This is a genomic window from Streptomyces sp. 1222.5, from assembly GCF_900105245.1.
GTDB classification, from domain to species: Bacteria; Actinomycetota; Actinomycetes; order Streptomycetales; family Streptomycetaceae; genus Streptomyces; species Streptomyces albidocamelliae.
In genome coordinates this window covers 6,134,181-6,157,807 of the sequence record NZ_FNSZ01000001.1, presented here as the reverse complement: position 1 = coordinate 6,157,807, position 23,627 = coordinate 6,134,181, and the positions used below count along the sequence as shown (strand labels likewise).

The following is a 23,627-nucleotide window of genomic DNA, read 5'->3' as shown; positions in this document are numbered from 1 at the left end:
GTCTCGATCGCGTGCTGACGCCTGCGGGCCCAACCTATGCGAAGGCGAATTCGACGGGGAGCGATTTCGGACCGGCGACGACCGGCGGGCGCGCGGCGAAGTACGTGACATGCGGCAAAACGCCCACACTCCCCGAAGGCAGCCACGCACCGGCTCCCGCATGCGCCACACGCCCCGTGTGCGCCTCGTCTCACCTGCACCAAAGCACCCCCGCGTGTCCTACCCGCGGAGCGAACCCGCCGTATTGTCTAAACGTCAGCCCTCCCTAAGGAGCCCTCATGACCGCGCCCGTCGTCCACTCGCTGCGCGAGCAGATCCGCGAGCACATCGTGGAGGGGATCGTCAGCGGGCGCTGGCAGCCGGGTGAGCGGATCGTGGAGCGCCGGATCGCCACCGAGCTGGAGGTCAGCCAGACCCCGGTCCGGGAGGCCCTGCGCGAGCTGGAGTCGCTGCGGCTGATCGAGTCCGCGCCGAACAAGGGCGTACGGGTGCGGAACCTGACGGCGGCCGACCTGGAGGAGAGCTACCCGGTCCGGGCGGGCCTGGAGGCCATCGCCGCGGAGCTGGCGGCGGCCCGCCTCGCGGAGGACTGCTCGGCCCTGGAGCCGCACGTGCTGGCCCTGTACGAGGCCGACCGCGACGCCGACGGCACGGCCCAGGTCCGGCACACCGTCGGCTTCCACCGCGAGCTGGTACGCGCCGCCGGCAACTCGGTGCTGCTGCACACCTGGGAAGGCCTCGGCATCGAGGTCTTCACGGCGCTGTCGATCCGCTGGCTGGGCACGGTCCAGCAGTCGTACGCGGAGGAGCACGAGGAGCTGGTGCAGGCGTTCAAGCGCCGGGACCCGAGGATCGCGGAGCTGGTGAAGGCACACGTCCTGGGCTGCGCCCCGCGCGCTTGATTCGGTCGAGCATCCCCGCGCTCACCTGCGAAAACCCTGATCGACAGCGGCACCCGGTGCCCGCACGCAAGGCACCGCGTGCCGACTTTCTCCAAATCAAGAGGTTTTCACCCTCTACCCTTTGATCGATCATCGATCAGGGGGTTACAGTCGCCGACGGACCTCCACCGAGGTCCGCTGCCCTGTCCTGCCAAAGACACAAGGGCACCCCCGAACCCTTACCGATGAGGGAACCCCCTTCGACTGAGGAAGGCGGCGACATGACCGACCCCAAGGCCATCCAGCCGAGCGCGCTCGACCAGCTCCCGGACCGCGACCCGGAGGAGACCGCCGAATGGCAGGCCTCCCTGGACGCCGTGGCCAGGGAGGCGGGGCCGCACCGCGCCGCGTACCTGATGCGCCGCACGCTGGAGCGGGCCGAAGCGGGCGGCGTCGCGCTGCCGAAGCTCCTCGAGACGGACTACGTCAACACCATCCCCACCTCCGCCGAGCCGGGCCTGCCCGGTGACCCGGAGATGGAGGCCCGGATCACCGCCTGGAACCGCTGGAACGCGGCGGCGATGGTGACCCGCGGCGCGAAGCACGGCGTCGGCGGCCACATCGCCACCTTCGCCTCCGCGGCCTGGCTGTACGAGACCGGCTTCAACCACTTCTTCAAGGGCAAGGAGGCGGACGGCTCCGGCGACCAGCTGTACATCCAGGGCCACGCCTCCCCCGGCATCTACGCCCGCGCCTTCCTCGACGGCCGCCTCGACGAGGCCCACCTGGACAACTTCCGCCAGGAGGCCGGCGGCAACGGCCTGCCGTCGTACCCGCACCCGCGCCGCCTGCCCTGGCTGTGGGAGTTCCCGACGGTGTCCATGGGCCTCGGCCCGCTGTCGGCGATCTACCAGGCGCGCTTCAACCGCTACCTCACCAACCGCTCCATCAAGGACGTCTCCGCGTCCCACGTCTGGGCCTTCCTCGGCGACGGCGAGATGGACGAGCCGGAGTCGACGGCGGCCATCGCGCTCGCCGCCCGTGAGGAACTCGACAACCTCACCTTCGTCATCAACTGCAACCTGCAGCGCCTCGACGGCCCGGTCCGCGCCAACTTCAAGATCGTGCAGGAGCTGGAGGCCCAGTTCCGCGGTGCCGGCTGGAACGTCATCAAGACGCTGTGGGGCACGGCCTGGGACGAGCTGTTCCAGCTCGACACCACCGGCGCGCTCGTACGCCGCCTGCGCGAGGTACCCGACGCGCAGATCCAGACGTACCAGACGCGCGGCGCCGCCTACATCCGCGAGGACTTCTTCGGCAAGGACCCGGCGCTCGCCGAGATGGCGAAGCTGCTGAGCGACGACAAGATCCTCGAGTGCTTCCACCTCTCCCGCGGTGGTCACGAGGCCCGCAAGGTCTACGCCGCGTACAAGGCCGCCGTCGAGCACAAGGGCGCGCCGACCGTGATCCTGGCCCAGACGGTCAAGGGCCACACCCTCGGCGAGGGCTTCGCGTCGAAGAACGCCAACCACCAGATGAAGAAGCTCTCGGTGGACGAGTTCAAGACGATGCGCGACCTGCTGGAGCTGCCCATCAAGGACAGCGACTTCGTCGACGGCGTGGTGCCTTACGGCCACCCGGGCGCCGACTCCCCCGAGGTCCGCTACCTCCAGGAGCGCCGCGCGGCCCTCGGCGGTCCCGCCCCGGCCCGCCGCACGCACGCCCTGGCGCCGCTGCCCGCCCCCGCCGAGAAGGCCTTCGCCTCCTTCGACAAGGGCTCCGGCTCGCAGAACGTGGCCACCACGATGGCCTTCGTCCGCCTGGTCAAGGACCTGGTCCGCGACAAGGAGACGGGCAGGCGCTGGGTGCCGATCGTCCCCGACGAGGCGCGCACCTTCGGTATGGAGTCGCTCTTCCCGTCCCTCGGCATCTACTCGCCCAAGGGCCAGACGTACGAGCCGGTCGACCGCGACCAGCTGATGTACTACAAGGAGGCCAAGAACGGCCAGATCCTCAACGAGGGGATCACCGAGGCCGGTTCCATGGCCGACTTCATCGCCGCGTCCACCGCGTACGCGACGCACGGCGAGGCGATGATCCCGTTCTACATCTTCTACTCGATGTTCGGCTGGCAGCGCACCGCCGACCAGATGTGGCAGCTCGGCGACCAGCTCGGCCGCGGCTTCCTCGTCGGCGCGACGGCCGGTCGTACGACCCTGACGGGCGAGGGCCTCCAGCACGCCGACGGCCACTCCCCCGTGATCGCTGCCACCAACCCGGCGGCACTGACGTACGACCCGGCGTTCGCCTACGAGATCGCGGTGATCGTCCGTGAGGGTCTGCGCCGGATGTACGGCGAGGCCAAGCCGGGCGAGGACCAGAACGTCTTCTACTACCTGACGGTCTACAACGAGCCGATGCCGCAGCCGGCCAAGCCGGCCGGGCTCGGCATCGACGAGGCCATCGTCAAGGGTCTGTACCGCTTCAACACGGCGGAGTCCGCGGGCGTGTCCGCCCCGGCCAACGCCCCGCGCATCCAGCTGCTCGGTTCGGGCACGGCGATCCACTGGGCCCTGCAGGCGCAGCGGCTGCTCGCAGAGGAGTGGGGCGTGGCCGCCGACGTGTGGTCCGCGACCTCCTGGTCGGAACTGCGCCGCGACGCGCTGGAGGCCGACGCGGCCCTGCTGCGCGGCGAGGAGCGTGTGCCGTACGTCCGCCAGGCGCTCCACGGCGCCGAGGGCCCGGTCCTCGCGGTCTCCGACTACATGCGCCAGGTGCCGGACCAGATCGCGCAGTGGGTCGAGCAGGACTGGTCCTCGCTGGGCGCCGACGGCTTCGGTCTGTCGGACACCCGTGAGGCCGCCCGCCGCCACTTCGGCGTCGACGCCCAGTCGATCGTCGTCGCGGCCCTGGCCCAGCTGGCGGCACGCGGTGAGGTCAGGGCGACGGCGGTGAAGGAAGCCCGCGAGAAGTACGGGCTGTAGTCACACCGAGGTTCCGGGGAAGGGGTACGGCCGCCGCCGTACCCCTTTCCCGTCGGTGGCCCCCGGCATCATGAGGGGATGCGCGCCGCCCGGCTCATCAAGATGGTCCTCCTGCTCCAGTCCCGCCCGGTCATGACCGCGGCCGAGCTCGCGCGGGAGCTGGAGGTGTCGGAGCGGACGGTCACCCGGGACGCGCAGGCGCTGTCGGAGGCGGGGGTGCCGGTGTACGCCGACCGGGGGCGGGCCGGCGGGTACCGGCTGGTCGGCGGCTACCGGACGCGGCTCACCGGGCTGGCCCGGAGCGAGGCCGAGGCGCTGTTCCTCAGCGGGGTGCCGGGGGCGCTGCGGGAGATGGGGCTCGAGGACGCCGCCTCGGCCGCCCGGCTGAAGGTCTCCGCCGCGCTGCTGCCGTCGCTGCGGGACGCCCCGGACAGTGCCGCCCAGCGGTTCCATCTGGACGCTCCCGCCTGGTTCCGGGAGCCGGAGACGCCCGCGCTGCTCCCCGTGCTCGCCGAGGCGGTGTGGGAGGACCGGCGGGTCGGCGCCCGGTACCGCCGCGGGGACGAGGAGGTCCGGCGGACGCTGGAGCCGTACGGGCTCGTGCTGAAGGCGGGCGTCTGGTACCTGTGCGCCCGGGTGGCCGGCGGCGACTCCTTCCGGACCTACCGCATCGACCGGTTCGGCGCGCTGGACGTCCTGGACGAGCGCTTCGACCGGGACGAGGACTTCGACCTGCCCGGTCACTGGGCGGCGCAGGCCGAGCGGTTCGCGCGGTCGATCCTGCGCGCCGAGGCCGTCGTACGGCTCTCCCCCGAGGGCGTGCGCAGGCTGCCGTACGCCGTCGATCCGCTGTCCGCGCGGGAGGCGCTCGGCGGTGCGGGCGAGCCGGACGCCGGGGGCTGGGTGACGGTGAAGCTGCCGGTGGAGTCGGAGGAGGTCGCGCACGCCCAGCTGACCGCGCTCGGACCGGAGGCCGAGGTGCTGGCACCGGCGGCCCTGCGGGAGCGGTTCGCGGCGGACGCGGCCCGGATCGCGGCGCTGTACCGGGGCGCGGGCGGCGGGTAACGATCCGCGGTACTCCGCGTGCGGCCCACCGGCCCAGGCCCGATGCTGGTGCCGTGATGGACGAGACGGAGTTCTGGGAGCTGATCGACACCACGCGCGCGGCCGCCGAGGGTGATCCCGAGGAACAGGCCGACGTGCTCGTGGACCGGCTGCTCCAGATGGACCCCGAACTGGTCCTGGACTTCGCCCGTCACTTCGAGGCCCGCTACAACCGCGCCTACCGCTGGGACCTGTGGGGTGCCGCCTGGGTGCTGCTGGACGGGTGCAGCGACGACGCGTTCGACTTCTTCCGGTGCTGGCTGATCGGCCAGGGCCGGGAGGTCTTCGAGGGCGCCGTGCACGAACCGGACTCCCTGGCCGAGCTGCTGGACGACTTCGACGACGAGATCGACGGCGACGGCGAGGAGCTGGGCTACGCGGCGGACGAGGCCTACGAGCAGCTGACCGGCACCGTCGCGCCCGACCTCGGTATCGCCCCGGCCCCCGCGGAACCGGAGGGCACGCCCGTGGCCTTCGAGGACGAAGGGGCGCTCGCGCAGCGGTATCCGCGGCTGTGGGAGCGGTTCAGGCAGTGAGGGCCTGTGTCAGGCGGCCGGGCGCCTGCGGGTGGTGTCCGCCGGCAGGTGCACCTGGACGCCGGCGGCCCTGTCGGCGTGGTGCGGCGGGGCGGCGTCGGCCCGGTCGAGGGCGGACGCGGTGACCGCGGCCGGGCCGAGGACGACGGTCGCGACCGCGCAGACCACCACCCAGGGGGCCCGGGCGGTCCGGATCCAGCCGCTCCGCTCCCGCGCGGTCCCGGTACGACTGCTCTTCATGATCCCCACCTCCGGTCGGCCTGTGGCGTCCCCGACGGTAGGAGGCCGGGCTTTGAGCGAGCTGCGGGGAGGCTGTGGCGTCGCTGTGCGGGTCCGTCCCTGGAGCAGGGCCGCCTTCGCCCGGATGACGGGGAGGCGGGCGGTCAGGGCCGAGCCGGGGCAGCTGGCCGGGAAGCCCTCGCGTGCCCGGCCACGGCGGGCATGGTGGCGGTGGCGCCCGCCTTGTAGCGGCTGGGTCCGTTGCTGGAGACCATGCGGACGTGGCCGCGCGGGTCGACGCCGGCGAGGCCGAGCTTCCAGGCCGCGAGGGCGGCGATGGCGTCGGTCATGGCCCGGGCACGGGGACGCCGGCGGTGAAGGTGCCGAGGGCGGCGATGCCGGCGCTGCGGTGGTTGAAGCCCTGGGCGTGGGCGCCGGTGACGGGCCGGTCCACACCTCCGGCGCGCCCCTCGTGGATCGTGCCGCAGCGGTCGACGAGGAAGTTGTAGCCGATGTCGTCCCAGGCGCGGGCGCCGGTCCGGCCGGCACAGAGGTGGCGGACGATGCGGGGCGCGTCGTGCAGGCGTAGCCGTTGGGCGAGTCGGTGTGGTGCAGGAAGACGGCGACCACCCGGTCGTCGTAGCGCGGGGGCGGCTGGGTGCGCCGGGTGGCGCGGTCCAGCCAGGCGGAGCGGGGCACGACGGGGGGCCGGGCGGCGCGGTGGGCGGCCATGGGCCGGGGCGGGGTGCCGGGCGTTCCGGAGCCGTACCGTGACCGAGCGCTCGACCCCTTCCGTGCACAGGGCCGGCGCGAGGACGGCCGGCGGCCCGGGCAGACAGCCGAGCAGCATCGGCAGGGCGCCGGAGCCGCGCGCCTCGCCGTGCCGGTGGTCCCGGAGCTCTTCGGACGACACGCATGGTCCCACTCTCGGGGCGTTGTTCCGTGCCCGCGATGTGTGCTGTGCCACCTGGTGGAACCATCGTCCTGGTCCGGGACGTTTCTGCGGGTACACGCCCACATGGCCGGTTCGCCGTCGGGTGGCCGCTCGTGCGCGCGTGGCTGATCAGCGGGCCCGCCCCGTTCGTACTGAGGGGTCCTACAGAAAGGCGGCTCCGTGGACCTGCTCGACCTGGTGCTTGTGCTGGTGGTCCTCGTCTACGCGGTGTCCGGTTACCGGCGCGGGCTGGTGGCCGGGTGCGTGTCCCTGGCCGGCTTCGTCGGCGGTGCGGCCGTCGGTGTGTGGATGCTGCCGTGGGGCATGGATCTGGTGGAGCGCGGTTCGGCGCAGGCGACGGTGCTCGCGGTGGCGACGGTGCTGGTGCCGGCGGTGGTGGGGCACGCGCTGGCGGGCCGGCTGGCGCTGCGGCTGCGCGGCGAGCTGGACCGGGGCCCGCTGCGGGTGGCGGACGGCCTGGGCGGTGCGGCGGCGAACTCGGTGGCGGTGCTGGTGGTGGCCTGGGTGGCGGCCAGCGTGCTGGGCGCGGCCCCCTCGCAGGGCCTGGCCTCGGCGATACGGAACTCGGCGGTGCTGGGCGCGGTGCAGGAGGCGATGCCGGACACCACGCCCGCGTGGTTCTCGCGGGCCACGTCCGCGCTGACCGAGGCGGGCTTCCCGCAGGTCTTCAACCCGTTCGAGAACGAGTCGACGGCGCAGGTGGCGCGGCCCACCGGTGACAGCGTCACCCCGGCGGCGGCGAGCGCGGCCCGGCTGAGCACGGTGAAGATCGAGGGCGCCTCGGGGGCCGAGGGGCGGGAGGGCAGCGGCTTCGTGTACTCGGCGCGGCATGTGATGACCAACGCGCACGTGGTGGCGGGCATCGACCGGCCGAGCGTGCGGGTGGGCGGGGTCGGGCGGTCGTACGAGGCCCGGGTGGTGCTCTTCGACCCCGACCGGGACGTGGCGGTGCTGTACGTGCCGGAGCTGAGCGCACCGGTGCTGCGCTTCGACACGAGCGCGGTGCGCGGCGACTCGGCGGTGGTGGCCGGCTATCCGCAGGACGGGAGCCTGAACCTGCAGGCGGCGACGGTCGCGAACCGGGTGCGGGCGACCGGCCAGAACATCTACAACGACCGCGCGGTCACCCGGGAGATCTACTCGATCCGCTCCACGGTGCGGCCGGGCAACTCCGGCGGCCCGCTGCTGACCACCGAGGGCCGGGTGTTCGGGGTGGTCTTCGCCCGCTCCACCTCGGACGCCGAGACGGGGTACGTGCTGACGGCGGCCGAGGTGGCGAACGACGCGTCCCGGGCGGCCGCGGCGACCCTCGCGGTGGAGACGGGCGAGCTGGTCGACTCGTGAGCCGGGCGGCCGGCTCAGAGCCGGCGGCCCATGAGGACGTCGTCGACGTACCGGCCGTCGAGGTGGAACTCCTCGGGCAGCACGCCCTCCACGGCGAACCCCTCGGACTCGTAGAGGGTGCGGGCCGGGGTGTTGTGCCCGAGGACCCGCAGGGTGAGGCGCCGGGCACCGCGCCTGCGCGCCTCGTCGGCGGCGGCCCGGATCAGCAGGCGCCCGACTCCCCGGCCGCGTGCCTCCTCGGCCACGGCGAAGCCCTGGATCGCGAGGACGTGCGCGTTGGAGGCCAGCGGGGTGGCGTGGACGAGGCGGACGTAGCCGGCGACGCGTCCCTTGAGCGCGGCGGGTTCGTCGAGTTCGGCGACGAGGTAGTCGTCGGGGGTGTGCCGCTCGTCGAAGAAGGGCTCGTAGGGCGGCTCCGGCGCGGGGGTCACGGCGTGCAGGGTGGACCAGACGGCCCGGTCGAGGGCGGCCAGTTCGCCGCCGTCGTCGAGGCGGGCCGGGCGTATGTGCGGTTGCGGCATGACGATCACCCTACGGCGGGCGCCCCCGGCGTCCCACCGGGTTAGGCGCGGGCCCTGCGGTCATGCTGGGGTCATGGAACGTTCGCGAATCGCGGTGGCCGGTGCGTCCGGTCTCATCGGCAGCGCCCTGGTCCGGTCACTGACCGCCGACGGGCACGAGGTGGTCCGGTTGGTGCGCCGTGCGCCCCGGGGTCCGGAGGAGGTCCGCTGGGATCCGGAGCGGGGCTCCGTGGACGCGGCGGGGCTGATCGGCTGTGACGCGGTGGTCGACCTGGCCGGGGCCGGGATCGGCGACCGGCGCTGGACCCCGGAGTACAAGCGGCTGATCCGGGACAGCCGGGTGCTGGGCACGGCGGCGCTGGCGGAGGCGGTCGCCTCGCTGGCGGAGCCGCCGCGGGTGTTCGTCAGCGGCAGCGCGATCGGCATCTACGGCGACACCGGTGACCGGGTGGTGGACGAGAGCGCCCCGCCGGGCGACGGTTTCCTGCCGTCGCTGTGCGTGGAGTGGGAGGAGGCGGCGGCACCGGCCGAGGAGGCGGGCGTGCGGACGGTGTTCGTGCGGACGGGGCTGGTGGTGGCGCGCGGCGGCGGTTCCTGGGGACGGCTGTTCCCGCTGTTCAAGGCGGGGCTCGGGGGGCGGCTCGGCGACGGCCGGCAGTACTGGTCGTTCATCGCGCTGGCCGACGAGGTCGCGGCGATCCGGCACCTCATCGACGAGGGGACGCTGTCCGGGCCGTTCAACCTGACGGCGCCCGAGCCGCTGACGAACCGTGAGATCACCGAGGCGATGGCCCGGGTGCTGCGCCGTCCGGCCCTGTTCCCGGTGCCGGCGCCGGTGCTGCGGGCGGCGCTGGGCGAGCTGGCCGGCGATGTGCTGGGCAGTCAGCGGGTGGTGCCGGCGCGGCTGCTGGAGTCGGGGTTCCGGTTCGCGTTCCCGGGCATCGACGACGCGATCCGTGCGGCGGGCTGAGCCGGCCGGGGAACGGCGCCTGTAACACCTGAGAACGGACGTGACCGTATGCGACCTCCATGCGACCGTGCCCTGTCGATGCGCGACTGAACCTGACCGGTAGGAGCCCTAACCTCGACCCGAACTCGGGTATCCCCGAAGCCTGTTGGGGGCATGACGTCTCCACCGGCCGCGCAACCACAGGAGGGGCCTCGTGCTTGAGCCCGTGTACCAGGTGGACGTCGTCATCGTGGGAGCCGGAATCGCCGGTCTCTCGGCGGCTCATCGGCTGACCAGCGCAGGAATCACGACCGCAGTCCTGGAAGCCGCTCCCTGTGCGGGCGGCCGGATGTCGACGGAGAAGGTCGACGGCTTCCGGCTCGACCGCATAGGACAGCTGCTGTCCACGTCCTTTCCCGAACTCCGGCTGACGCCGGGCCTGGAATCCCTGCCCGTGCGCCGGTTCGCGCCGGGCGTGCTCCTGCACCGCGACGGACGCACCCACCGCGCGGGCGCACCGGCGGCCGGAGGGAGCGCAAGGGGCGCACTCCACGCGGTGCGCGCCCTGGCGAGCGCCCCTCGGAACCCGGCGGTCGCGCCCGGCCGGGCCGGTGCGCCGGTGGGCGGCGCGGTGGACCAGGCGCGGCTGGGCGCCGCGCTCGGGCGGATCGCCTCGACCCCCGTCGAGCGCATCCTGGCCCGTCCCGAGATGCCCGCCGCCCAGGCCCTCGCCCAGCGCGGGGTGCCCGCCCGGACCATCGACGGCTTCCTGCGTCCGCTGCTCGCCGCGCTGCTGTGCGATCCCGAGCTGAGCACGTCCAGCCGGTGTGCCGACCTGGCGCTGCGGGCCTTCGCCGGCGGACGGCTGTGCGTCCCGGAGGGCGGCGCCGAGATGCTGCCGGAGCTGCTGGCGCGGGCGCTGCCGGCCGGCACCGTGCACACCGGGGTGCGGGTCACCTCCGTGTCCACGACCTCGGTGACCACCGCCGAGCACGGGGAGATCCGCTGCCGGGCGGTACTGCTGGCGACCGACGCCCGGGCCGCCGCGCAGCTGCTGCCCGGGCTCCGGGTGCCGGACTTCCACCCGGTGACCGTCGTCCACCACACCACCGACGAGCCCTCGGCGTCCCTCGCGGCCGGTACCTCGCTGCTGCTGGACGCCGACCGGGGCGGGCCGGTGGCGCACACGGCGGTGCTCAGCAACGTGGACCCGAGCCGGGCGCCGGCCGGACGCGTGCTGATCTCCTCGACGGTGCTGGGCAGGCCGCCGGAGAGCGTGGACACGGCGGTCCGCATCCATCTCTCCCGCCTCTACGGCACCTCCACACGCCGCTGGGAGACGCTGGCTGTGCACCACACGCCGGAGGCCGTAGCGGCGATGCGCCCGCCGCACGACCTGCGCCGGCCGGTGCGGCTGCTGGCCGGACTGTACGTGTGCGGCGACCACCGGGACACCAGCACCGTCCAGGGCGCCCTGCACTCGGCCCACCGGGCCGCCGCGGCGATCCTCACGGACCTCGGCGCCACGGGTTCGATGCACCGGGCCGACCCGGCGCCGAGGCTGCCGAGGGCGGCGTAGCGCACCCGTAGGGGGGGGCGGGCAGCCGCGCGCCCCCACTCAGCCCAGGGCGGCCACCTTCTCCCGGTAGCCGCGCACCGGCGCCGCGTCCCGGTACGGCTCCAGCCGGCGTTCGAAGTCCCTGACGTACTCCACCGCGCGGGCGCTCCGCATCTCCGCCGCCTGGCCCGCGGCCTCCGCGGCCAGCGCGCAGGCCTGGTCGAGTTCGCCGAGGCCGAGCCGGGCGGTGGCGAGGACGACCCGGCAGAACAGGCGGCTGCGCGCGTAGGAGGGAGCGCGCAGCTGCAGGGAGCGCTCGGCGTGTTGCGCGGCGGCCCGGAACTGCTGGAGATCGCGGTGGCAGTGCCCCAGCTCGTCGGCGAGCTGCGCCTCGTCGAAGAACCTCGCCCAGTACGGCACCTCGTCCCCCGGCCGGGCCGCCTCCAGGGCCCGCTCGGCGCGGACCAGCGCGGCGGTGCACGCCCGCACCTCGCCCAGGACGCCGTGCGCCCTCGCCTCGGACGCGTGCAGCAGCGCCTGGAAGACCGACGGGGCGCCGGTGCCGACGCCCTGCTGGGCCACCCGGGCCAGCTGCACGGCCTCCCGGCCGTGGCCCAGGTAGACGGCCTGACGGCTCATGGTGACGAGGACGTAGGAGCCGTAGGGGCGGTCGCCGGCCGCCTGGGCGAGCCGCAGGGCCTGGACGAAGTAGCGCTGGGCGAGCCCGTGCGCGGCGATGTCGTACGACGTCCAGCCCGCGAGCCGGGTGAGGTCCGCCGCGGCCGCGAACAGGCGGCGGCCGGTCTGCTCGTCGTAGCTGCCGCGCAGCATCGACTCGCACTCGTGCTCCAGATAGCGCACCAGGGCCTGCCGGGCGTGGCCGCCGCCGAAGCGGTCGTCGAGGGTGCGGAACAGCTCACCGACCGAGCGCAGCGCGGCGATGTCGCCGCCGGAGACCCGGTGGCCGGTGGCCCGTTCCGCGTGCCCGCGCACCCGCGCCGGGGCGAGCGGCAGGGGCTTGGCCGCGGCCGGCCTCCCCTGCGCGGGCACCCGGGGCGCCGGTTCACGGGCCACCCGGTCGTCGGACTTGCCGATCAGCCAGTCCCGGCTCGGCACCACGAGGCCCGCCGGAGTGAAGGCGATCTTCCGCAGCTCGGCGTGGCTGCCGGAGTCCTTGCGCCACAGCCCGCTGACGATGTCGACGGCCTCCTCCGGGGTGGCCGCGAACTCCAGCCCGGCGTACACCGGGGCGCAGGCGTCCAGGCCGAGGTCCTGGGCTGTGAGCCGACGGCCGAGCCGGCGCGTGAACACCTCGGCGATGAGGGCGGGGGTCGTGCCGCGCGGCTGCTGCCCGCGCAGCCAGCGGGTGACCGAGGTCTTGTCGTATCTGAGGTCCAGCCCGTGCTCCAGGCCGAGCTGGTCGACGCGACGAGCCAGACCCGCGTTGGAGAACCCCGCTTCTGCGATGAGCGCGGCGAGCTGGCGGTTGGGGGTGCGCTGCGCGGGTCGGTCCGTCATCTGCGGTACGGTCTCCTGCCTTCCGGGCTTGTGAAGTGCCGGGATTGCCTGTGAGCAGCCCTTTTGCCCTCACGAACGGCGCGAATGTAGCGGAGAGTGAGCAGACGATCGCATAGTTCCCCAGCGATTCATCCGATCGTGTGAGGATTGGCCCCACGGCTGACGTACGCCGGCCGGACGTACAGTGGCGTGGGCGCGCCACGCGCCTGACACCGGTCGCTGAGGGAGGCGCTTGCCGTGAGTGAGTTGCGGTTCGTCCGTATGGGGTTCGGTGCGGACGCCGTCGAGTACCAGGAGGCGTGGGACGAACAGCGCCGGGTGCACGCGGCCCGGTTCGCCGACGAGGTCCCGGACACCGTGCTGCTGCTGGAGCACCCCCCGGTGTACACGGCCGGCCGCCGCACCGCGGACAGCGAGCGCCCGCTGGACGGCACCCCCGTGATCGACGTGGACCGCGGCGGCAAGATCACCTGGCACGGGCCGGGCCAGCTGGTGGGCTACCCGATCCAGAAGCTGCCCCGCCCGGTGGACGTCGTCGCCCATGTGCGCCGTCTGGAGGAGGCCCTCATCCGCACCTGCGCCGAGTTCGGCCTGGAGACCACCCGGGTCGAGGGCCGCAGCGGGGTGTGGGTGCTCGGCGACCCGGTGGAGCGGCGGCCCGCGCTCGGCGGACTGTCCCTGGACCTCGACCCGCGGCTGGCCGACGAGGAGTTCGACCCCCGGCTGAACGGCCCCGAGTACGCCCCCTCCAACGCGGGCCAGCGGCGCGAGGACCGCAAGATCGCCGCGATCGGCATCCGCGTCGCGAAGGGCGTCACGATGCACGGTTTCGCCCTCAACGTGAACCCGGACAACAAGTGGTTCGACCGGATCATCCCGTGCGGCATCCGGGACGCCGGCGTCGCCTCCCTCGCGGCCGAGCTGGGCCGGGACCTCACGATCGAGGAGGTCCTGCCGGTGGTCGAGAAGCACCTGAAGGACATCCTGGAGCACGCGGAGCTCGCACCCCGCGTGATCGAGAAGACCACCGCCTGACCGAAGGGAATGCGCCCTGCATCCGTGAGGTTGGCCTGACCGTCAGGGCGTAAGGAACACGGGCGTACCCTGGTGTGCGCCGAGGAATCAAAGCTTAGGGAGCCGGTCGTGTCCGCAGTCGCACCCGACGGACGCAAGATGCTGCGCCTGGAGGTCCGCAACAGCCAGACCCCCATCGAGCGCAAGCCCGAGTGGATCAAGACCCGGGCGAAAATGGGTCCCGAGTACACGAAGATGCAGAACCTCGTGAAGAGCGAGGGCCTGCACACGGTCTGCCAGGAAGCCAGCTGCCCGAACATCTACGAGTGCTGGGAGGACCGCGAGGCGACCTTCCTCATCGGCGGCGACCAGTGCACCCGGCGCTGCGACTTCTGCCAGATCGACACCGGCAAGCCCGAGGCGCTCGACCGCGACGAGCCGCGCCGCGTGGGTGAGTCCGTGGTCACCATGGACCTGAACTACGCGACCATCACCGGCGTCGCCCGCGACGACCTGGAGGACGGCGGCGCCTGGCTGTACGCCGAGACCGTGCGCCAGATCCACGCGCAGACGGCCGGCCGTGAGGGCGGGCACACCAAGGTCGAGCTCCTCGCCCCCGACTTCAACGCGGTCCCCGAGCAGCTGGCGGAGGTCTTCTCCGCCCGCCCCGAGGTGTTCGCGCACAACGTCGAGACGGTCCCCCGCATCTTCAAGCGCATCCGCCCCGGCTTCCGCTACGAGCGCTCCCTGAAGGTCATCACCGAGGCCCGCGACTACGGTCTGGTCACGAAGTCCAACCTGATCCTCGGCATGGGCGAGACCCGCGAGGAGGTCGGCGAGGCGCTGCGGCAGCTGCACGACGCGGGCTGCGAGCTGGTCACCATCACCCAGTACCTGCGCCCCTCCGTCCGGCACCACCCCGTGGAGCGCTGGGTGAAGCCCCACGAGTTCGTGGAGCTGAAGGAGGAGGCCGAGCAGATCGGCTTCTCCGGCGTCATGTCGGGGCCGCTCGTGCGGTCCTCGTACCGCGCCGGGCGCCTCTACCGGATGGCCGTCGAGAAGCGTGGTGCGTACATCGCCGGCCAGGCGGTGTGAGCCGAGCGTGTGAATTCACGCACAAGTAGCTACTGGCCAGTAATGGCCGAGACGACGCGGTTCTGACCGTCCTCGCTGATGAGGGCCACCGTCAGGGCCGCGTCGGCGTTCGAGGGTTCCGCATCAAGGTTTCATTGGCGTTTGACCGCTCGGTCACGTCCTGGTAACACCAATCAGTGACTCTGGTATCACGCCTCGTACACCACCCGCCCCGAGGGGGGACCTCGATCATGCAGGCCGCGCCCGTTCGCGCCACCGCCATCCCGTCCTTCACCGACGCGCTCCGCGTCGTCGAGTCCCTGCTCATGAGCAGCGGTCAGCGCACCGCCCGCCGCAACGCCTGGACCTCCGTGCTGGAGGACCGCCGCCGCGCCAAGGACCGGGTCGAGGCGCAGCGCGTCCTGGAGCAGCAGGCCGCCGTCCGCTCCTGAACCCCTCGCACCGGCACTGCCGTCGTCGGCGCTTCCGGAGACACGTAGACTTCGTGGCATGGCGAGGAAGGAAATCGCGGCGGACGCCGCGAACGCAGGGCGACTGAAGCAGATCGCCCTTACGTACAAGATGACCCGCAAGGCCGACAAGAAGATCGGTCTTGTACTCGCGGCCGTCGGCATCGGCACCCTCGGTGTCTTCCTCGCGATCGGCTTCTTGATCGGCCACCCGGTCTATGTGGGCATCTTCGGCCTGCTGATCGCCCTGCTGGCGACGGCGATCGTGTTCGGCCGCCGGGCCGAGCGCGCCGCCTTCGGCCAGATGGAGGGCCAGCCGGGCGCCGCGGCGGCCGTGCTGGACAACATCGGCCGGGGCTGGACGACCACCCCGGCGGTGGCGATGAACCGCAGCCAGGACGTGGTGCACCGGGCGGTGGGCAAGGCCGGCATCGTGCTCGTCGCCGAGGGCAACCCGAACCGGGTGAAGAGCCTGCTGGCCGCCGAGAAGAAGAAGATGAACCGCATCGTCGCGGACGTCCCGGTGCACGACGTGATCGTCGGTGACGGCGAGGGCCAGGTCGGGCTGAAGAAGCTGCGCACGACCCTGCTGAAGTACCCGCGCGTGCTGACCGGCCCCCAGGTGACCGCCACCAACGACCGGCTGCGCGCCCTGGGCGACCTGATGAGCAACATGCCGGTGCCCAAGGGGCCGATGCCCAAGGGCATGCGGATGCCGAAGGGGCGCTGACCCGGCGACCCCGGCGGCTCGCCGACTGTGACGCGGCGCCCACCTGCTCCGGACTGCGGTCCGGACGGGTGGGCGCCGCGTCGTCGTCGGCGCCGTTGTCGTATCCGCCCGCCGGACGGCACCCTCCGGACGGTGCGCCGGGCCCGCCCGCGCACGGATGACACGCCGCCGAACGGAGTATCCAGCCGGTAATCGGCTCATGCGCTCGTAGCCTGCCGAATGTGACAAAACGCCATATCTCGTACCTCGCATGCACGACGGCACTCATCGGCGCCCTGGCCGGCACCACCCCCGCCTCGGCCGCCCACCGGATCCATGTGGTGAATCCTGGTGAGTCCATCCAGAAGGCGGTCGACGCCGCCAAGACCGGCGACACGGTGCTCGTGCTGGCCGGCACTTACCACGAGAGCGTCACGGTCAAGACGCCCGGACTGACCCTGCGGGGCGTGGGCCCCCGCACGGTGATCGAGCCGGTGAAGAAGAAGGCCGTGGCGCACTCCGCGAAGTCGGCACGGGGCGCCAAGGCCTCCGTCAGCTGCCTCGAGGGCGGCAACGGCGTCTGCGTGGTCGGGGGGAAGAACACCCCCCTGAAGAACGTCACCGTCGCCGACCTGAAGGTGAGCGGATTCAGCAGGATCGGCCTGTGGTCGATGGGCACCGACCGGCTGACCGTGGAACGGGTGACCGCCGACGACAACGGCCAGTGGGGCATCGCCCAGGAGCACTCCACCCGCGGTGTGTTCCGGGAGAACACCGCCCGGCGCAACGGTGACGCGGGCCTGTTCCTCGCCAACAACGTGAAGGCCGAGGAAGGCGCCACGGACAGCAAGGGTGCCGTGGTCGAGCGCAACCGCCTGGAGGACAACCGGATCGGCGTCACCGTGCGCCGCCTGCGCAACCTCACCGTCACGCACAACTACGTCACCGGCAACTGCGCGGGCGTGTTCGTCGTCGGTGACGAGAACAAGCCGAAGGCGGGCAGCCTTACCGTCACCGGCAACCACGTCGTGCGGAACAACAAGTACTGCGCGAAGACCGCCCGGCTGCCCTACCTGAAGGGCTCCGGCATCGTCCTGACCGGTACCGAGAAGGCCCTGGTGACGCGGAACGTGGTCACCGGCCACTCCGGCAAGTCCCCGCTCTCGGGCGGCATCGTCCTGTTCAAGAGCTTCGTGGGCGTCACCAGCGAGCGGAACCGGATCACCGGCAACTGGCTGGAGGAGAACTCCCCGGCGGACCTCGTCAACCAGGAATCCACCAAGAGCGCCAACGCGTTCGACGGCAACTCCTGCCGGGCCTCGAAGCCCGCGGGCCTGTGCTGACCGGACGGCCGTACCCGACCCACGCGCCGTACCAGACCCACGCAAGGAAGGAAGGCGGCACATGACCGCACCATCCCCCGAGCTCTCGGCCCCGTCCGCCCAGGGGGCGGCCCCCACCCCTCCGCCGTCGATGCGGCTGCGAGAGCTCGTGTTCGGGGCGGCGTGCGCCGCCGCCGTCCGCGCGGCCGCCCGGCTGGGCGTCGCCGACGCACTCGGGGACGCCCCCATGACCGTCGAGAACCTCGCCGCCTCGGTGAAGGTGGAAGCGAAGCCGCTGCGCCGGCTGCTGCGCGCCCTGTCCTGCTACGGCGTCTTCGCCGAGCGGCCGGACGGGACGTTCGCCCACACCGAGATGTCCCGTCTGCTGCGCGAGGACGACCCGAACAGCCTGCGCTACATCTCGCTGTGGTGCACCGAGCCCTGGACCTGGGACGCCTGGCCCAAACTGGACGAGGCGGTGCGCTCCGGCCGGAACGTGATCGAGGACCTCTACGGCAAGGAGTTCTTCGTCTACCTGAACGAGGACGCCCCCGAGTCGGCGGACGTCTTCAACCGGGCGATGACGACCTCCAGCGAGCAGTCGGCCCGTGACGTCGCCGCGCTGCTCGACCTGTCCGGCAGCTCGTCCGTCGCGGACATCGGCGGCGGCCAGGGCCACGTGGTGGCCAGCCTGCTGGACAAGTACCCGGCGATGCGGGGCCATCTGCTCGACCTGCCGCGGGTGGTGGAGAACGCGGTGGCACGGCTGCGGCCGGGCGGCGACCTCGCCGACCGGGCGGACATCGTGCCGGGCGACGTCCGGGTGTCCGTCCCGGTCGACGCCGACGTCTACATCATCAAGAACATCCTGGAGTGGGACGACGAGTCCACGGCCAGGCTGCTGCGCAACGTGATCGGTGCGGGCGGCCCCGGCGCCCGGGTCGTGGTCATCGAGAACCTCGTCGACGACACCCCGTCGATGCGGTTCAGCACCGCCATGGACCTGCTGCTGCTCATGAACGTCGGCGGCGCCAAGCACACCACGAAAAGCATGGTCGAGCGGCTGCAGGCGGCGGGCCTGACCGTCAACGACATCCGGCCGGTCAATCCCTACCTGCACGCGTTCGACTGCATCGTCCCCGCGTGAGCGCACTTCCCCCCGAGAACACCGGTGCCGGGCCCGCGTCGGACGCGGGCCCGGCACCGGTGGCCGGACGGAGGATCAGCCGCGGGCGTCGCGCTCCCAGAGGTAGAAGCGCTGGGCCATCGCGTCCTTGGGGGACCGCCAGGTCTCCGGGTCGTACGCGCTGACGTACGCCGTGAGGCGCTTGCTGACCTCGGTGAACTCGGGGTGCGAGGTGACCTTGGCGATCGCCGGTCCCGGGTCGCGCTCGGACTCGATGAGGTGCATGTACACGTCGCCGAACTGGAAGAGGCTGCGCCGGACGACTCCGACGAGGTGCGGCAGCTCTCCCCGGTCGGACTCCGCGAACACCTTGGCGATGTCGGGGGCGGAACCCGGGGCCATGCGGGCGACGATCAGGGCCTGGTGCACGGTCTCTTCTCCTGTCGTCCGGCTCAGTCGGCCAGCGCCGGGGCGGGCCGGTGACCGGCGGCCGCCTTCTCGATCTTGTCCCGGATCAGGGCCATCTGGACCTTGGAGTTCTTGTTGATGTTGTCGGTCATCCACTCGTCGTCGACCGGTGCGTCCGGCTTCATCGCGAAGTCCTGCGTCCACACCATCCGGGTGCCGGCGGGGACCTCCTCGTACCGCCAGTGGATGTCCATGTGGTCGAAGGGCCCGGTCTCGACCCGGCGCGCCTTGACGGTGAGGGTGTCGCGGTCCGGCTCACGCTCGGAGACCCAGCTCCACACGGTGCCGTTGTCGTCCGGGTGCATGGTCAGCCGGAACTTCGTCCGGTTGCGCTGCTGGGAGATGATCTCCACCGACGCGTACTCGCTGAACAGCTGCGGCCACCGCTCCAGGTCGTTGGTCATGTCCCAGACCAGGTCCAGCGGGGCGGCGATGGTGATCTCGTTCTGGGTGTGTCCTGCCATCTCAGGCTCCTGCCATCAGGGTGGTGTTGACGAGGTTCAGGAACTGCTGGGGCGTCTTGCAGCGCTCGGCGTCGACCGGCATCGGGGTGCCGTGCGCGTTCTCCAGCTCGCCGACGATGCCGAGCAGGCCCAGCGAGTCGACGCCGAGGACGTCGAAGCCGGTGTCCGGCTTCTCCGTGAGCTGCTGCGGGCTGACGGTCACCCCGGCGGCCTTCTTCATCAGCGCGGCGAGTTCTTCCACGGTGATCTGCGACATGTGCTTCCTCCTTGCTGTGCTCAGTGCGCGGCGCCGTGCCGCAGCACCAGTGCCGAGTTGGACCCCATGAGTCCACGGCTGAGGACCAGCGCCGTCCGCAGTTCGGCGACCCGGGCGCGGCCCGTCACGAGGTCGAGGTCGTGGCAGACGTCGAAGACGTTCGGCGTCGGCGGGACCAGGCCGTGTTCCATCGCGAGCACGGCCGCCGCGGTGTCCAGCACGGGAGCCGCGCAGTAGCCGCGGCCGGTCCCCGTCTTCGGGGCCGTGACCGGCACCCGGGTGCCGTGCGCGCCGAGGGCGTCGGCGAGCGCCAGCGCCTCGGCCCGGTCCGCCTCCGGCACCCCGAGCGCGTCGGCGAAGACGACGTCGATCTCCTCGGGGGCGCAGTCGGCCTCCGCGAGCGCCTGCCGGACGGCCTGGGCGAGACCCTCCCGGGTGTCCGCCCAGCGGGAGGCGCCGGTGAAGGTGGCACCGTGGCCCGCCACGACCGCCCGGACGGGGGCACCGCGCTCCCGCGCGGCACCGGCGGCCTCGACCACGAGCATCGCGCCGCCCTCGGCCGGCACGAACCCGCACGCCCCGTCCGTGAACGGGCGGTAGGCCCGGGACGGGTCCGTCTCGCGGCTCAGCTCGTCGTAGCCGAGCTGGCAGACCATCGAGTACGGGGCGAGCGGCGCCTCGGTGGAGCCCGCCACGATCACGTCGGTACCGCGCCGTACCGCCCGTGCCGCGTGGGCCAGGGCGTCCAGGCCGCCGGCCTCGTCGGAGGCGACGACCGAGCAGGGCCCCTTGAAGCCGCGCCGGATGGACACCTGGCCGGTGCTCGCCGCGTAGAACCAGGCGATGGACTGGTAGGGGCCCACGAACCGGCTGCCCTTGCCCCACAGTCGCTGGAGTTCGCGCTGGCCGAACTCGCCGCCGCCGGAGCCGGCGGCGGTGACCACGCCGATGGAGTACGGCGCCTCGGAGGTGTCGGCCTGGCCGAGCCGGGCGTCCTCCAGGGCGAAGTCGGCCGCGGCCATGGCGTAGTGCGTGAACCGGTCGGTCTGGACGAGGAAGCGCTCCTCGATGGTGTCGGCCGGGTCGAAGGCGCGGACCTCGCCGGCCACCTTGAGGGGAAGGTCCTCGCAGCCCTCACGGGTGACCCGGCCGAGGACGCTGAGGCCCTCCTGGGTGGCCTTCCAGAAGGTGTCGGTGCTGGTGCCGTTGGGCGCGACCACCCCGATTCCGGTGACGGCCGCACGCCGGTCCTGTGGTTCGCTCATCGTGTCCTCACTCCCTCGGCCGGGTCAGGATCACCGCGGACTGGAAGCCGCCGAATCCGCTGCCCACGGACAGCACGCTGCTCAGCTTCCGTTCGCGGGCGACGCGCGGGACGTAGTCCAGGTCGCACTCGGGGTCGGGGATCTCGTAGTTGGCGGTCGGCGGTACGACCTGCTTGGTGAGGGCCAGCACGCACGCCACCAGTTCGATGGCGCCGATCGCCCCGAGGGAGTGCCCCACCATGGACTTGATGGAGCTCATCGGGGTGTCGTAGGCGTGGTGGCCGAGCGCCTTCTTCACGGCCGCCGTCTCGTGGCGGTCGTTCTGGCGGGTGCCGGATCCGTGCGCGTTGACGTAGTCGATCGCCGTCGGGTCGAGCCGCGACTGGTCCAGGGCGGTCTCGATGGCCCGCGCCATCTCCAGACCTTCCTTGGTCAGGCCGGTCATGTGGTAGGCGTTGCCGAAGGTGGAGTAGCCGCCCAGCTCGCAGTACACGTGGGCGCCGCGAGCCCGGGCGTGCTCCAGCTCCTCCAGGACGAGCACCGCGCCGCCCTCGCCCATGACGAACCCGTCACGGTCGTTGTCGAAGGGCCGGGAGGCGTGTGCGGGGTCGTCGTTGTTCGGGGACGTGGCCTTGATCGCGTCGAAGCACGCCATGGTGATCGGCGAGATCGGGGAGTCCGACGCCCCCGCGATGCATATGTCGGCCCGGCCTTCCTGGACGGTGTGGAAGGCGTAGCCGACGGCGTCCAGGCCGGAGGTGCAGCCGGTGGACACGGTCTGCACGGGCCCCTGGGCGCCGAAACGTTCCGCCACCGCGGAGGCCACGGTGCTCGGCGAGAACGCCCGGTGCAGCTGGGGCCGCGCCTCGGTGTGGTCGACGTCCCAGCGCTCACCGCGGTGGCTGACCAGCACGTAGTCGCTCTCCAGCCGGGTGGTGCCGCCGACTGCGGTGCCCAGGGAGACCGCGATCCGCCAGGGGTTCTCCCGGCCGAGGTCGAGCCCCGAGTCCAGCACCGCCTCCTCGCCCGCGACCAGGGCGAACTGTATGTACCGGTCCGCCCGCTCGATCTGGTCGGCGTCCAGGCCGTACGCGGCCGGGTCGAAGTCGCACTCGGCGGCGATCCGGGACCGCAGCCCGGACGGGTCGAAGAACGTGATGCCCCGCGTCGCGGTACGGCCGTCGGCCAGCAGATTCCAGAACGCCGGCACGCCGATCCCGCCCGGAGCCACGATGCCTATGCCGGTGACCGCCACGCGCCGGGTCATGAGCGGACCTGTTCCCGCTCGGCGACGGGGACGGGCTCCGTCTCCTCCGTGTCGACGTGGCCCAGGGCCGGCCGCGGGGCGAGCGGCCCCAGGTGGAAGACCATCCGCGCCTCCACCTTGCCGACGTTGCGGAAGCGGTGGCGCATGTTGATGGGGATCATCAGGCCCTGCTCCGGCCGGAGCAGGTGCGGCTCGCCGTCCAGGTCGACCTCCAGCTGGCCGCAGACGACGTACACGAACTCCTCGGAGTACGGGTGGTAGTGCTCGGCGATGCGGTCGCCCGGGTTGATGATGGCCACGCCCATGAAGCCGCTGGTGGAACCCACCGTGGCCGGGGTGAGCATGGCACGCAGATCGCCGCCGCGCCGGGTGTTGGGCTCGACCTCGCTGAGGTCCACGATCTTCGGAAGGGGTTTGATCACGACGTTCCTCCGTTGGTGTGCTGTGCCTGCCGGGTCAGGCGTCCGGCGAGCGGCGGTCGGTGATGAGCTCCATGCGGACGGTGTCGCCGTCCAGCAGGGCCCTGAGCGGGGCCTGGGCCCCGGCCTTCGGCAGGGCCGCGTCGACGCCCAGGCCGGGCCGTACGTCGACCAGCCGGACGACGACGTCGTCCCGCTGGAAGATCGTGCTGCCCAGCACCGGGCCCGCCGGGTCCTCGGCCGCGGACTCGTCCTGGCGGGCGAGGATCTCCGCGAGTTCCATCCCGCAGCCCGGCCGGGCCGGGTAGTACAGCGCGTACCGCTCGCCCTCGGGGAGCTCGTCCGCGGTGACGTGGTGCACGGCCGGCAGCGCCGCCCGGGTGAAGAACACCCGTGCGGACTCCTGGTCGTTGAGGTCCCGCTCCTGCTCCAGGTACGGGTTGATGGCCTCCTCGACCGCGCGGACCTCGGGCTGCCGGGCGACGTGGCGCAGCGCCGCGAGCAGGTCGCCGCGGACCTCGATGGCCCGGATCACCCGGTTGCCGTGCATGAAGAGGGAGGTGCGGCACAGGCGGGTGGTGTCGTCGACCCGCGCCTCGGGCGAGGCGTAGTTCGACAGGATCTCCGCGACCTTCTTCTCGCTGCCCGGGCGGACGGTGAAGGTGAGCGCGTGCCGGATCACTCCGTCGCCGATCCGCGGGGAGCTCTGGAGCCTGCGCTGCGCGGCCTGGGCGTTCGCCTTCTCGCCACCCGTCTCGCGGACCACGTGGAAGCGCAGCGACCGGGTGTCGCGGATGCAGCTGTGCATCGGCTGCACCATCTGGACGTGCTCCTCGCTGTTCACCCAGGCGAGGAACGGCGGGGCGCTCTCCCACTCGCTGGTGATGAGCCACTGGGAGGGGTTCTCGATCGACTGGCACAGCTGGTCGCTGATGTGTCCGGGTACGGACGAGACCTGCTTGCCCATCTCCTCGTAGGCCTCCAGGAACTGCTGCTGGGCGCCGTCGTACACGTCCACCAGCAGGACCACCCGGAGGCGGGAGCCGTCGAACACGGACTGGGAAACCCTCTTCGACACCTGGCGCGTCAGCTCTTCGGAAATCTTCTCCGGTGTGGTGGTCATGTGGACATCTCCTTCGCAGGGGCAGAGGTGGCCGCCGCCGATGACACGACGTCAGCGCTTTTTGATCCTGTGCCGCTCCTC

At 72.3% G+C, this 23,627-nt stretch carries 23 protein-coding genes and 1 pseudogene; 13 read left to right on the top strand and 11 right to left on the bottom strand.

Going from position 1 to position 23,627, the window contains the following annotated elements:
* Window positions 1–278 precede the first annotated feature (278 nt).
* The 4 genes from BLW57_RS27815 (at window position 279) to BLW57_RS27800 (ending at window position 5,505) form a co-directional block, all read left to right on the top strand.
* Window positions 279–902 (top strand): GntR family transcriptional regulator, encoded by a 624-nt coding sequence (locus tag BLW57_RS27815; RefSeq protein WP_093478236.1) that lies wholly within the window; start codon window positions 279–281, stop codon window positions 900–902.
* 260 nt (window positions 903–1,162) lie between these two features.
* Complete coding sequence (aceE, locus tag BLW57_RS27810) at window positions 1,163–3,865, top strand: pyruvate dehydrogenase (acetyl-transferring), homodimeric type (RefSeq protein WP_093478234.1); 2,703 nt, start codon at window positions 1,163–1,165, stop codon at window positions 3,863–3,865.
* 78 nt (window positions 3,866–3,943) lie between these two features.
* A complete protein-coding gene (locus BLW57_RS27805) occupies window positions 3,944–4,930 on the top strand; it encodes a helix-turn-helix transcriptional regulator (protein WP_093478233.1) in 987 nt (328 codons plus the stop codon).
* Between the two features lie 56 nt (window positions 4,931–4,986).
* Window positions 4,987–5,505, top strand: coding sequence for a DUF4240 domain-containing protein (locus BLW57_RS27800; RefSeq protein ID WP_176985979.1), 519 nt, complete (start codon window positions 4,987–4,989; stop codon window positions 5,503–5,505).
* A gap of 9 nt (window positions 5,506–5,514) precedes the next feature.
* Here BLW57_RS27800 and BLW57_RS27795 read toward each other — a convergent pair whose 3' ends face one another.
* The gene (locus BLW57_RS27795; RefSeq protein ID WP_093480921.1) at window positions 5,515–5,745 is read right to left on the bottom strand and encodes a hypothetical protein; all 231 of its coding nucleotides are present in this window, start codon (window positions 5,743–5,745) and stop codon (window positions 5,515–5,517) included.
* 93 nt (window positions 5,746–5,838) lie between these two features.
* A pseudogene (locus tag BLW57_RS27790) lies at window positions 5,839–6,704 on the bottom strand (peptidoglycan recognition protein); the annotation flags it as partial.
* Between the two features lie 134 nt (window positions 6,705–6,838).
* On the opposite strand from BLW57_RS27790, the gene BLW57_RS27785 reads away from it, so the two are divergent.
* The gene (locus BLW57_RS27785) at window positions 6,839–8,023 is read left to right on the top strand and encodes a MarP family serine protease (protein ID WP_093478231.1); all 1,185 of its coding nucleotides are present in this window, start codon (window positions 6,839–6,841) and stop codon (window positions 8,021–8,023) included.
* A gap of 14 nt (window positions 8,024–8,037) precedes the next feature.
* Here BLW57_RS27785 and BLW57_RS27780 read toward each other — a convergent pair whose 3' ends face one another.
* Window positions 8,038–8,544, bottom strand: a complete 507-nt coding sequence (locus BLW57_RS27780; RefSeq protein WP_176985751.1) for a GNAT family N-acetyltransferase — start codon at window positions 8,542–8,544, stop codon at window positions 8,038–8,040.
* A gap of 73 nt (window positions 8,545–8,617) precedes the next feature.
* On the opposite strand from BLW57_RS27780, the gene BLW57_RS27775 reads away from it, so the two are divergent.
* Window positions 8,618–9,514 carry a TIGR01777 family oxidoreductase gene (locus BLW57_RS27775; RefSeq protein ID WP_093478228.1) on the top strand — a complete coding sequence of 299 codons (897 nt, stop codon included), beginning with the start codon at window positions 8,618–8,620 and terminating at the stop codon, window positions 9,512–9,514.
* Window positions 9,515–9,707: 193 nt separating this feature from the next.
* Entirely contained in the window at window positions 9,708–11,072 is a 1,365-nt protein-coding gene (locus BLW57_RS27770; protein ID WP_093478226.1) for an NAD(P)/FAD-dependent oxidoreductase, read from the top strand.
* A gap of 39 nt (window positions 11,073–11,111) precedes the next feature.
* Here the strand turns inward: BLW57_RS27770 and BLW57_RS27765 are convergent, their stop codons facing one another.
* Window positions 11,112–12,569: an NsdA family TPR-like regulatory protein gene (locus tag BLW57_RS27765; RefSeq protein WP_093478224.1), complete on the bottom strand. Its 1,458-nt coding sequence runs from the start codon at window positions 12,567–12,569 to the stop codon at window positions 11,112–11,114.
* A gap of 237 nt (window positions 12,570–12,806) precedes the next feature.
* Between BLW57_RS27765 and lipB the strand changes: the two genes are divergently transcribed.
* The 6 genes from lipB (at window position 12,807) to BLW57_RS27735 (ending at window position 18,305) form a co-directional block, all read left to right on the top strand.
* Window positions 12,807–13,604, top strand: coding sequence for a lipoyl(octanoyl) transferase LipB (gene lipB / locus BLW57_RS27760; protein WP_093478223.1), 798 nt, complete (start codon window positions 12,807–12,809; stop codon window positions 13,602–13,604).
* Between the two features lie 108 nt (window positions 13,605–13,712).
* The gene (lipA, locus tag BLW57_RS27755) at window positions 13,713–14,678 is read left to right on the top strand and encodes a lipoyl synthase (protein WP_093478221.1); all 966 of its coding nucleotides are present in this window, start codon (window positions 13,713–13,715) and stop codon (window positions 14,676–14,678) included.
* 230 nt (window positions 14,679–14,908) lie between these two features.
* Window positions 14,909–15,109: an SCO2195 family GlnR-regulated protein gene (locus BLW57_RS27750; RefSeq protein ID WP_093478220.1), complete on the top strand. Its 201-nt coding sequence runs from the start codon at window positions 14,909–14,911 to the stop codon at window positions 15,107–15,109.
* Window positions 15,110–15,167: 58 nt separating this feature from the next.
* A complete protein-coding gene (locus BLW57_RS27745) occupies window positions 15,168–15,857 on the top strand; it encodes a DUF4191 domain-containing protein (protein ID WP_093478218.1) in 690 nt (229 codons plus the stop codon).
* A 221-nt stretch (window positions 15,858–16,078) separates the two neighbouring features.
* Complete coding sequence (locus tag BLW57_RS27740) at window positions 16,079–17,179, top strand: right-handed parallel beta-helix repeat-containing protein (protein ID WP_093478217.1); 1,101 nt, start codon at window positions 16,079–16,081, stop codon at window positions 17,177–17,179.
* Window positions 17,180–17,309: 130 nt separating this feature from the next.
* A complete protein-coding gene (locus tag BLW57_RS27735; RefSeq protein WP_093480920.1) occupies window positions 17,310–18,305 on the top strand; it encodes a methyltransferase in 996 nt (331 codons plus the stop codon).
* Window positions 18,306–18,380: 75 nt separating this feature from the next.
* On the opposite strand, the gene BLW57_RS27730 is transcribed toward BLW57_RS27735, so the two are convergent.
* The 7 genes from BLW57_RS27730 to BLW57_RS27700 are packed head-to-tail and all read right to left on the bottom strand — an operon-like array spanning window position 18,381 to window position 23,546.
* On the bottom strand, window positions 18,381–18,713 hold the full coding sequence (locus tag BLW57_RS27730; RefSeq protein WP_093478215.1) for a TcmI family type II polyketide cyclase: 333 nt from the start codon (window positions 18,711–18,713) through the stop codon (window positions 18,381–18,383).
* A gap of 23 nt (window positions 18,714–18,736) precedes the next feature.
* Entirely contained in the window at window positions 18,737–19,216 is a 480-nt protein-coding gene (locus BLW57_RS27725; RefSeq protein WP_093478213.1) for an SRPBCC family protein, read from the bottom strand.
* Between the two features lies 1 nt (window position 19,217).
* Complete coding sequence (locus BLW57_RS27720; protein ID WP_073893207.1) at window positions 19,218–19,472, bottom strand: acyl carrier protein; 255 nt, start codon at window positions 19,470–19,472, stop codon at window positions 19,218–19,220.
* A 20-nt stretch (window positions 19,473–19,492) separates the two neighbouring features.
* Window positions 19,493–20,737: a ketosynthase chain-length factor gene (locus tag BLW57_RS27715; RefSeq protein ID WP_093478212.1), complete on the bottom strand. Its 1,245-nt coding sequence runs from the start codon at window positions 20,735–20,737 to the stop codon at window positions 19,493–19,495.
* 7 nt (window positions 20,738–20,744) lie between these two features.
* Window positions 20,745–22,004, bottom strand: coding sequence for a beta-ketoacyl-[acyl-carrier-protein] synthase family protein (locus tag BLW57_RS27710; RefSeq protein WP_093478210.1), 1,260 nt, complete (start codon window positions 22,002–22,004; stop codon window positions 20,745–20,747).
* Window positions 22,001–22,402, bottom strand: coding sequence for a cupin domain-containing protein (locus tag BLW57_RS27705; RefSeq protein WP_093480919.1), 402 nt, complete (start codon window positions 22,400–22,402; stop codon window positions 22,001–22,003). Before BLW57_RS27705 ends, BLW57_RS27710 begins: the two co-directional genes overlap by 4 nt.
* Window positions 22,403–22,460: 58 nt before the next feature.
* Window positions 22,461–23,546 carry a SchA/CurD-like domain-containing protein gene (locus BLW57_RS27700; protein WP_093478208.1) on the bottom strand — a complete coding sequence of 362 codons (1,086 nt, stop codon included), beginning with the start codon at window positions 23,544–23,546 and terminating at the stop codon, window positions 22,461–22,463.
* Between the last annotated feature and the right edge of the window lie 81 nt (window positions 23,547–23,627).

Excerpts from the sequence above, each read along its gene's own strand:
- BLW57_RS27780 (WP_176985751.1), bottom strand. The coding sequence starts at position 8,544 with ATGCCGCAACCGCACATACGCCCGGCCCGCCTCGACGACGGCGGCGAA.
- BLW57_RS27745 (WP_093478218.1), top strand. The coding sequence starts at position 15,168 with ATGGCGAGGAAGGAAATCGCGGCGGACGCCGCGAACGCAGGGCGACTG.
- BLW57_RS27700 (WP_093478208.1), bottom strand. The coding sequence starts at position 23,546 with ATGACCACCACACCGGAGAAGATTTCCGAAGAGCTGACGCGCCAGGTG.
- BLW57_RS27775 (WP_093478228.1), top strand. The coding sequence starts at position 8,618 with ATGGAACGTTCGCGAATCGCGGTGGCCGGTGCGTCCGGTCTCATCGGC.
- BLW57_RS27735 (WP_093480920.1), top strand. The coding sequence starts at position 17,310 with ATGCGGCTGCGAGAGCTCGTGTTCGGGGCGGCGTGCGCCGCCGCCGTC.
- BLW57_RS27765 (WP_093478224.1), bottom strand. The coding sequence starts at position 12,569 with ATGACGGACCGACCCGCGCAGCGCACCCCCAACCGCCAGCTCGCCGCG.
- BLW57_RS27750 (WP_093478220.1), top strand. The coding sequence starts at position 14,909 with ATGCAGGCCGCGCCCGTTCGCGCCACCGCCATCCCGTCCTTCACCGAC.
- BLW57_RS27715 (WP_093478212.1), bottom strand. The coding sequence starts at position 20,737 with ATGAGCGAACCACAGGACCGGCGTGCGGCCGTCACCGGAATCGGGGTG.
- BLW57_RS27720 (WP_073893207.1), bottom strand. The coding sequence starts at position 19,472 with ATGTCGCAGATCACCGTGGAAGAACTCGCCGCGCTGATGAAGAAGGCC.
- BLW57_RS27815 (WP_093478236.1), top strand. The coding sequence starts at position 279 with ATGACCGCGCCCGTCGTCCACTCGCTGCGCGAGCAGATCCGCGAGCAC.
- aceE (WP_093478234.1), top strand. The coding sequence starts at position 1,163 with ATGACCGACCCCAAGGCCATCCAGCCGAGCGCGCTCGACCAGCTCCCG.
- BLW57_RS27725 (WP_093478213.1), bottom strand. The coding sequence starts at position 19,216 with ATGGCAGGACACACCCAGAACGAGATCACCATCGCCGCCCCGCTGGAC.
- BLW57_RS27800 (WP_176985979.1), top strand. The coding sequence starts at position 4,987 with ATGGACGAGACGGAGTTCTGGGAGCTGATCGACACCACGCGCGCGGCC.
- BLW57_RS27795 (WP_093480921.1), bottom strand. The coding sequence starts at position 5,745 with ATGAAGAGCAGTCGTACCGGGACCGCGCGGGAGCGGAGCGGCTGGATC.
- BLW57_RS27710 (WP_093478210.1), bottom strand. The coding sequence starts at position 22,004 with ATGACCCGGCGCGTGGCGGTCACCGGCATAGGCATCGTGGCTCCGGGC.
- BLW57_RS27805 (WP_093478233.1), top strand. The coding sequence starts at position 3,944 with ATGCGCGCCGCCCGGCTCATCAAGATGGTCCTCCTGCTCCAGTCCCGC.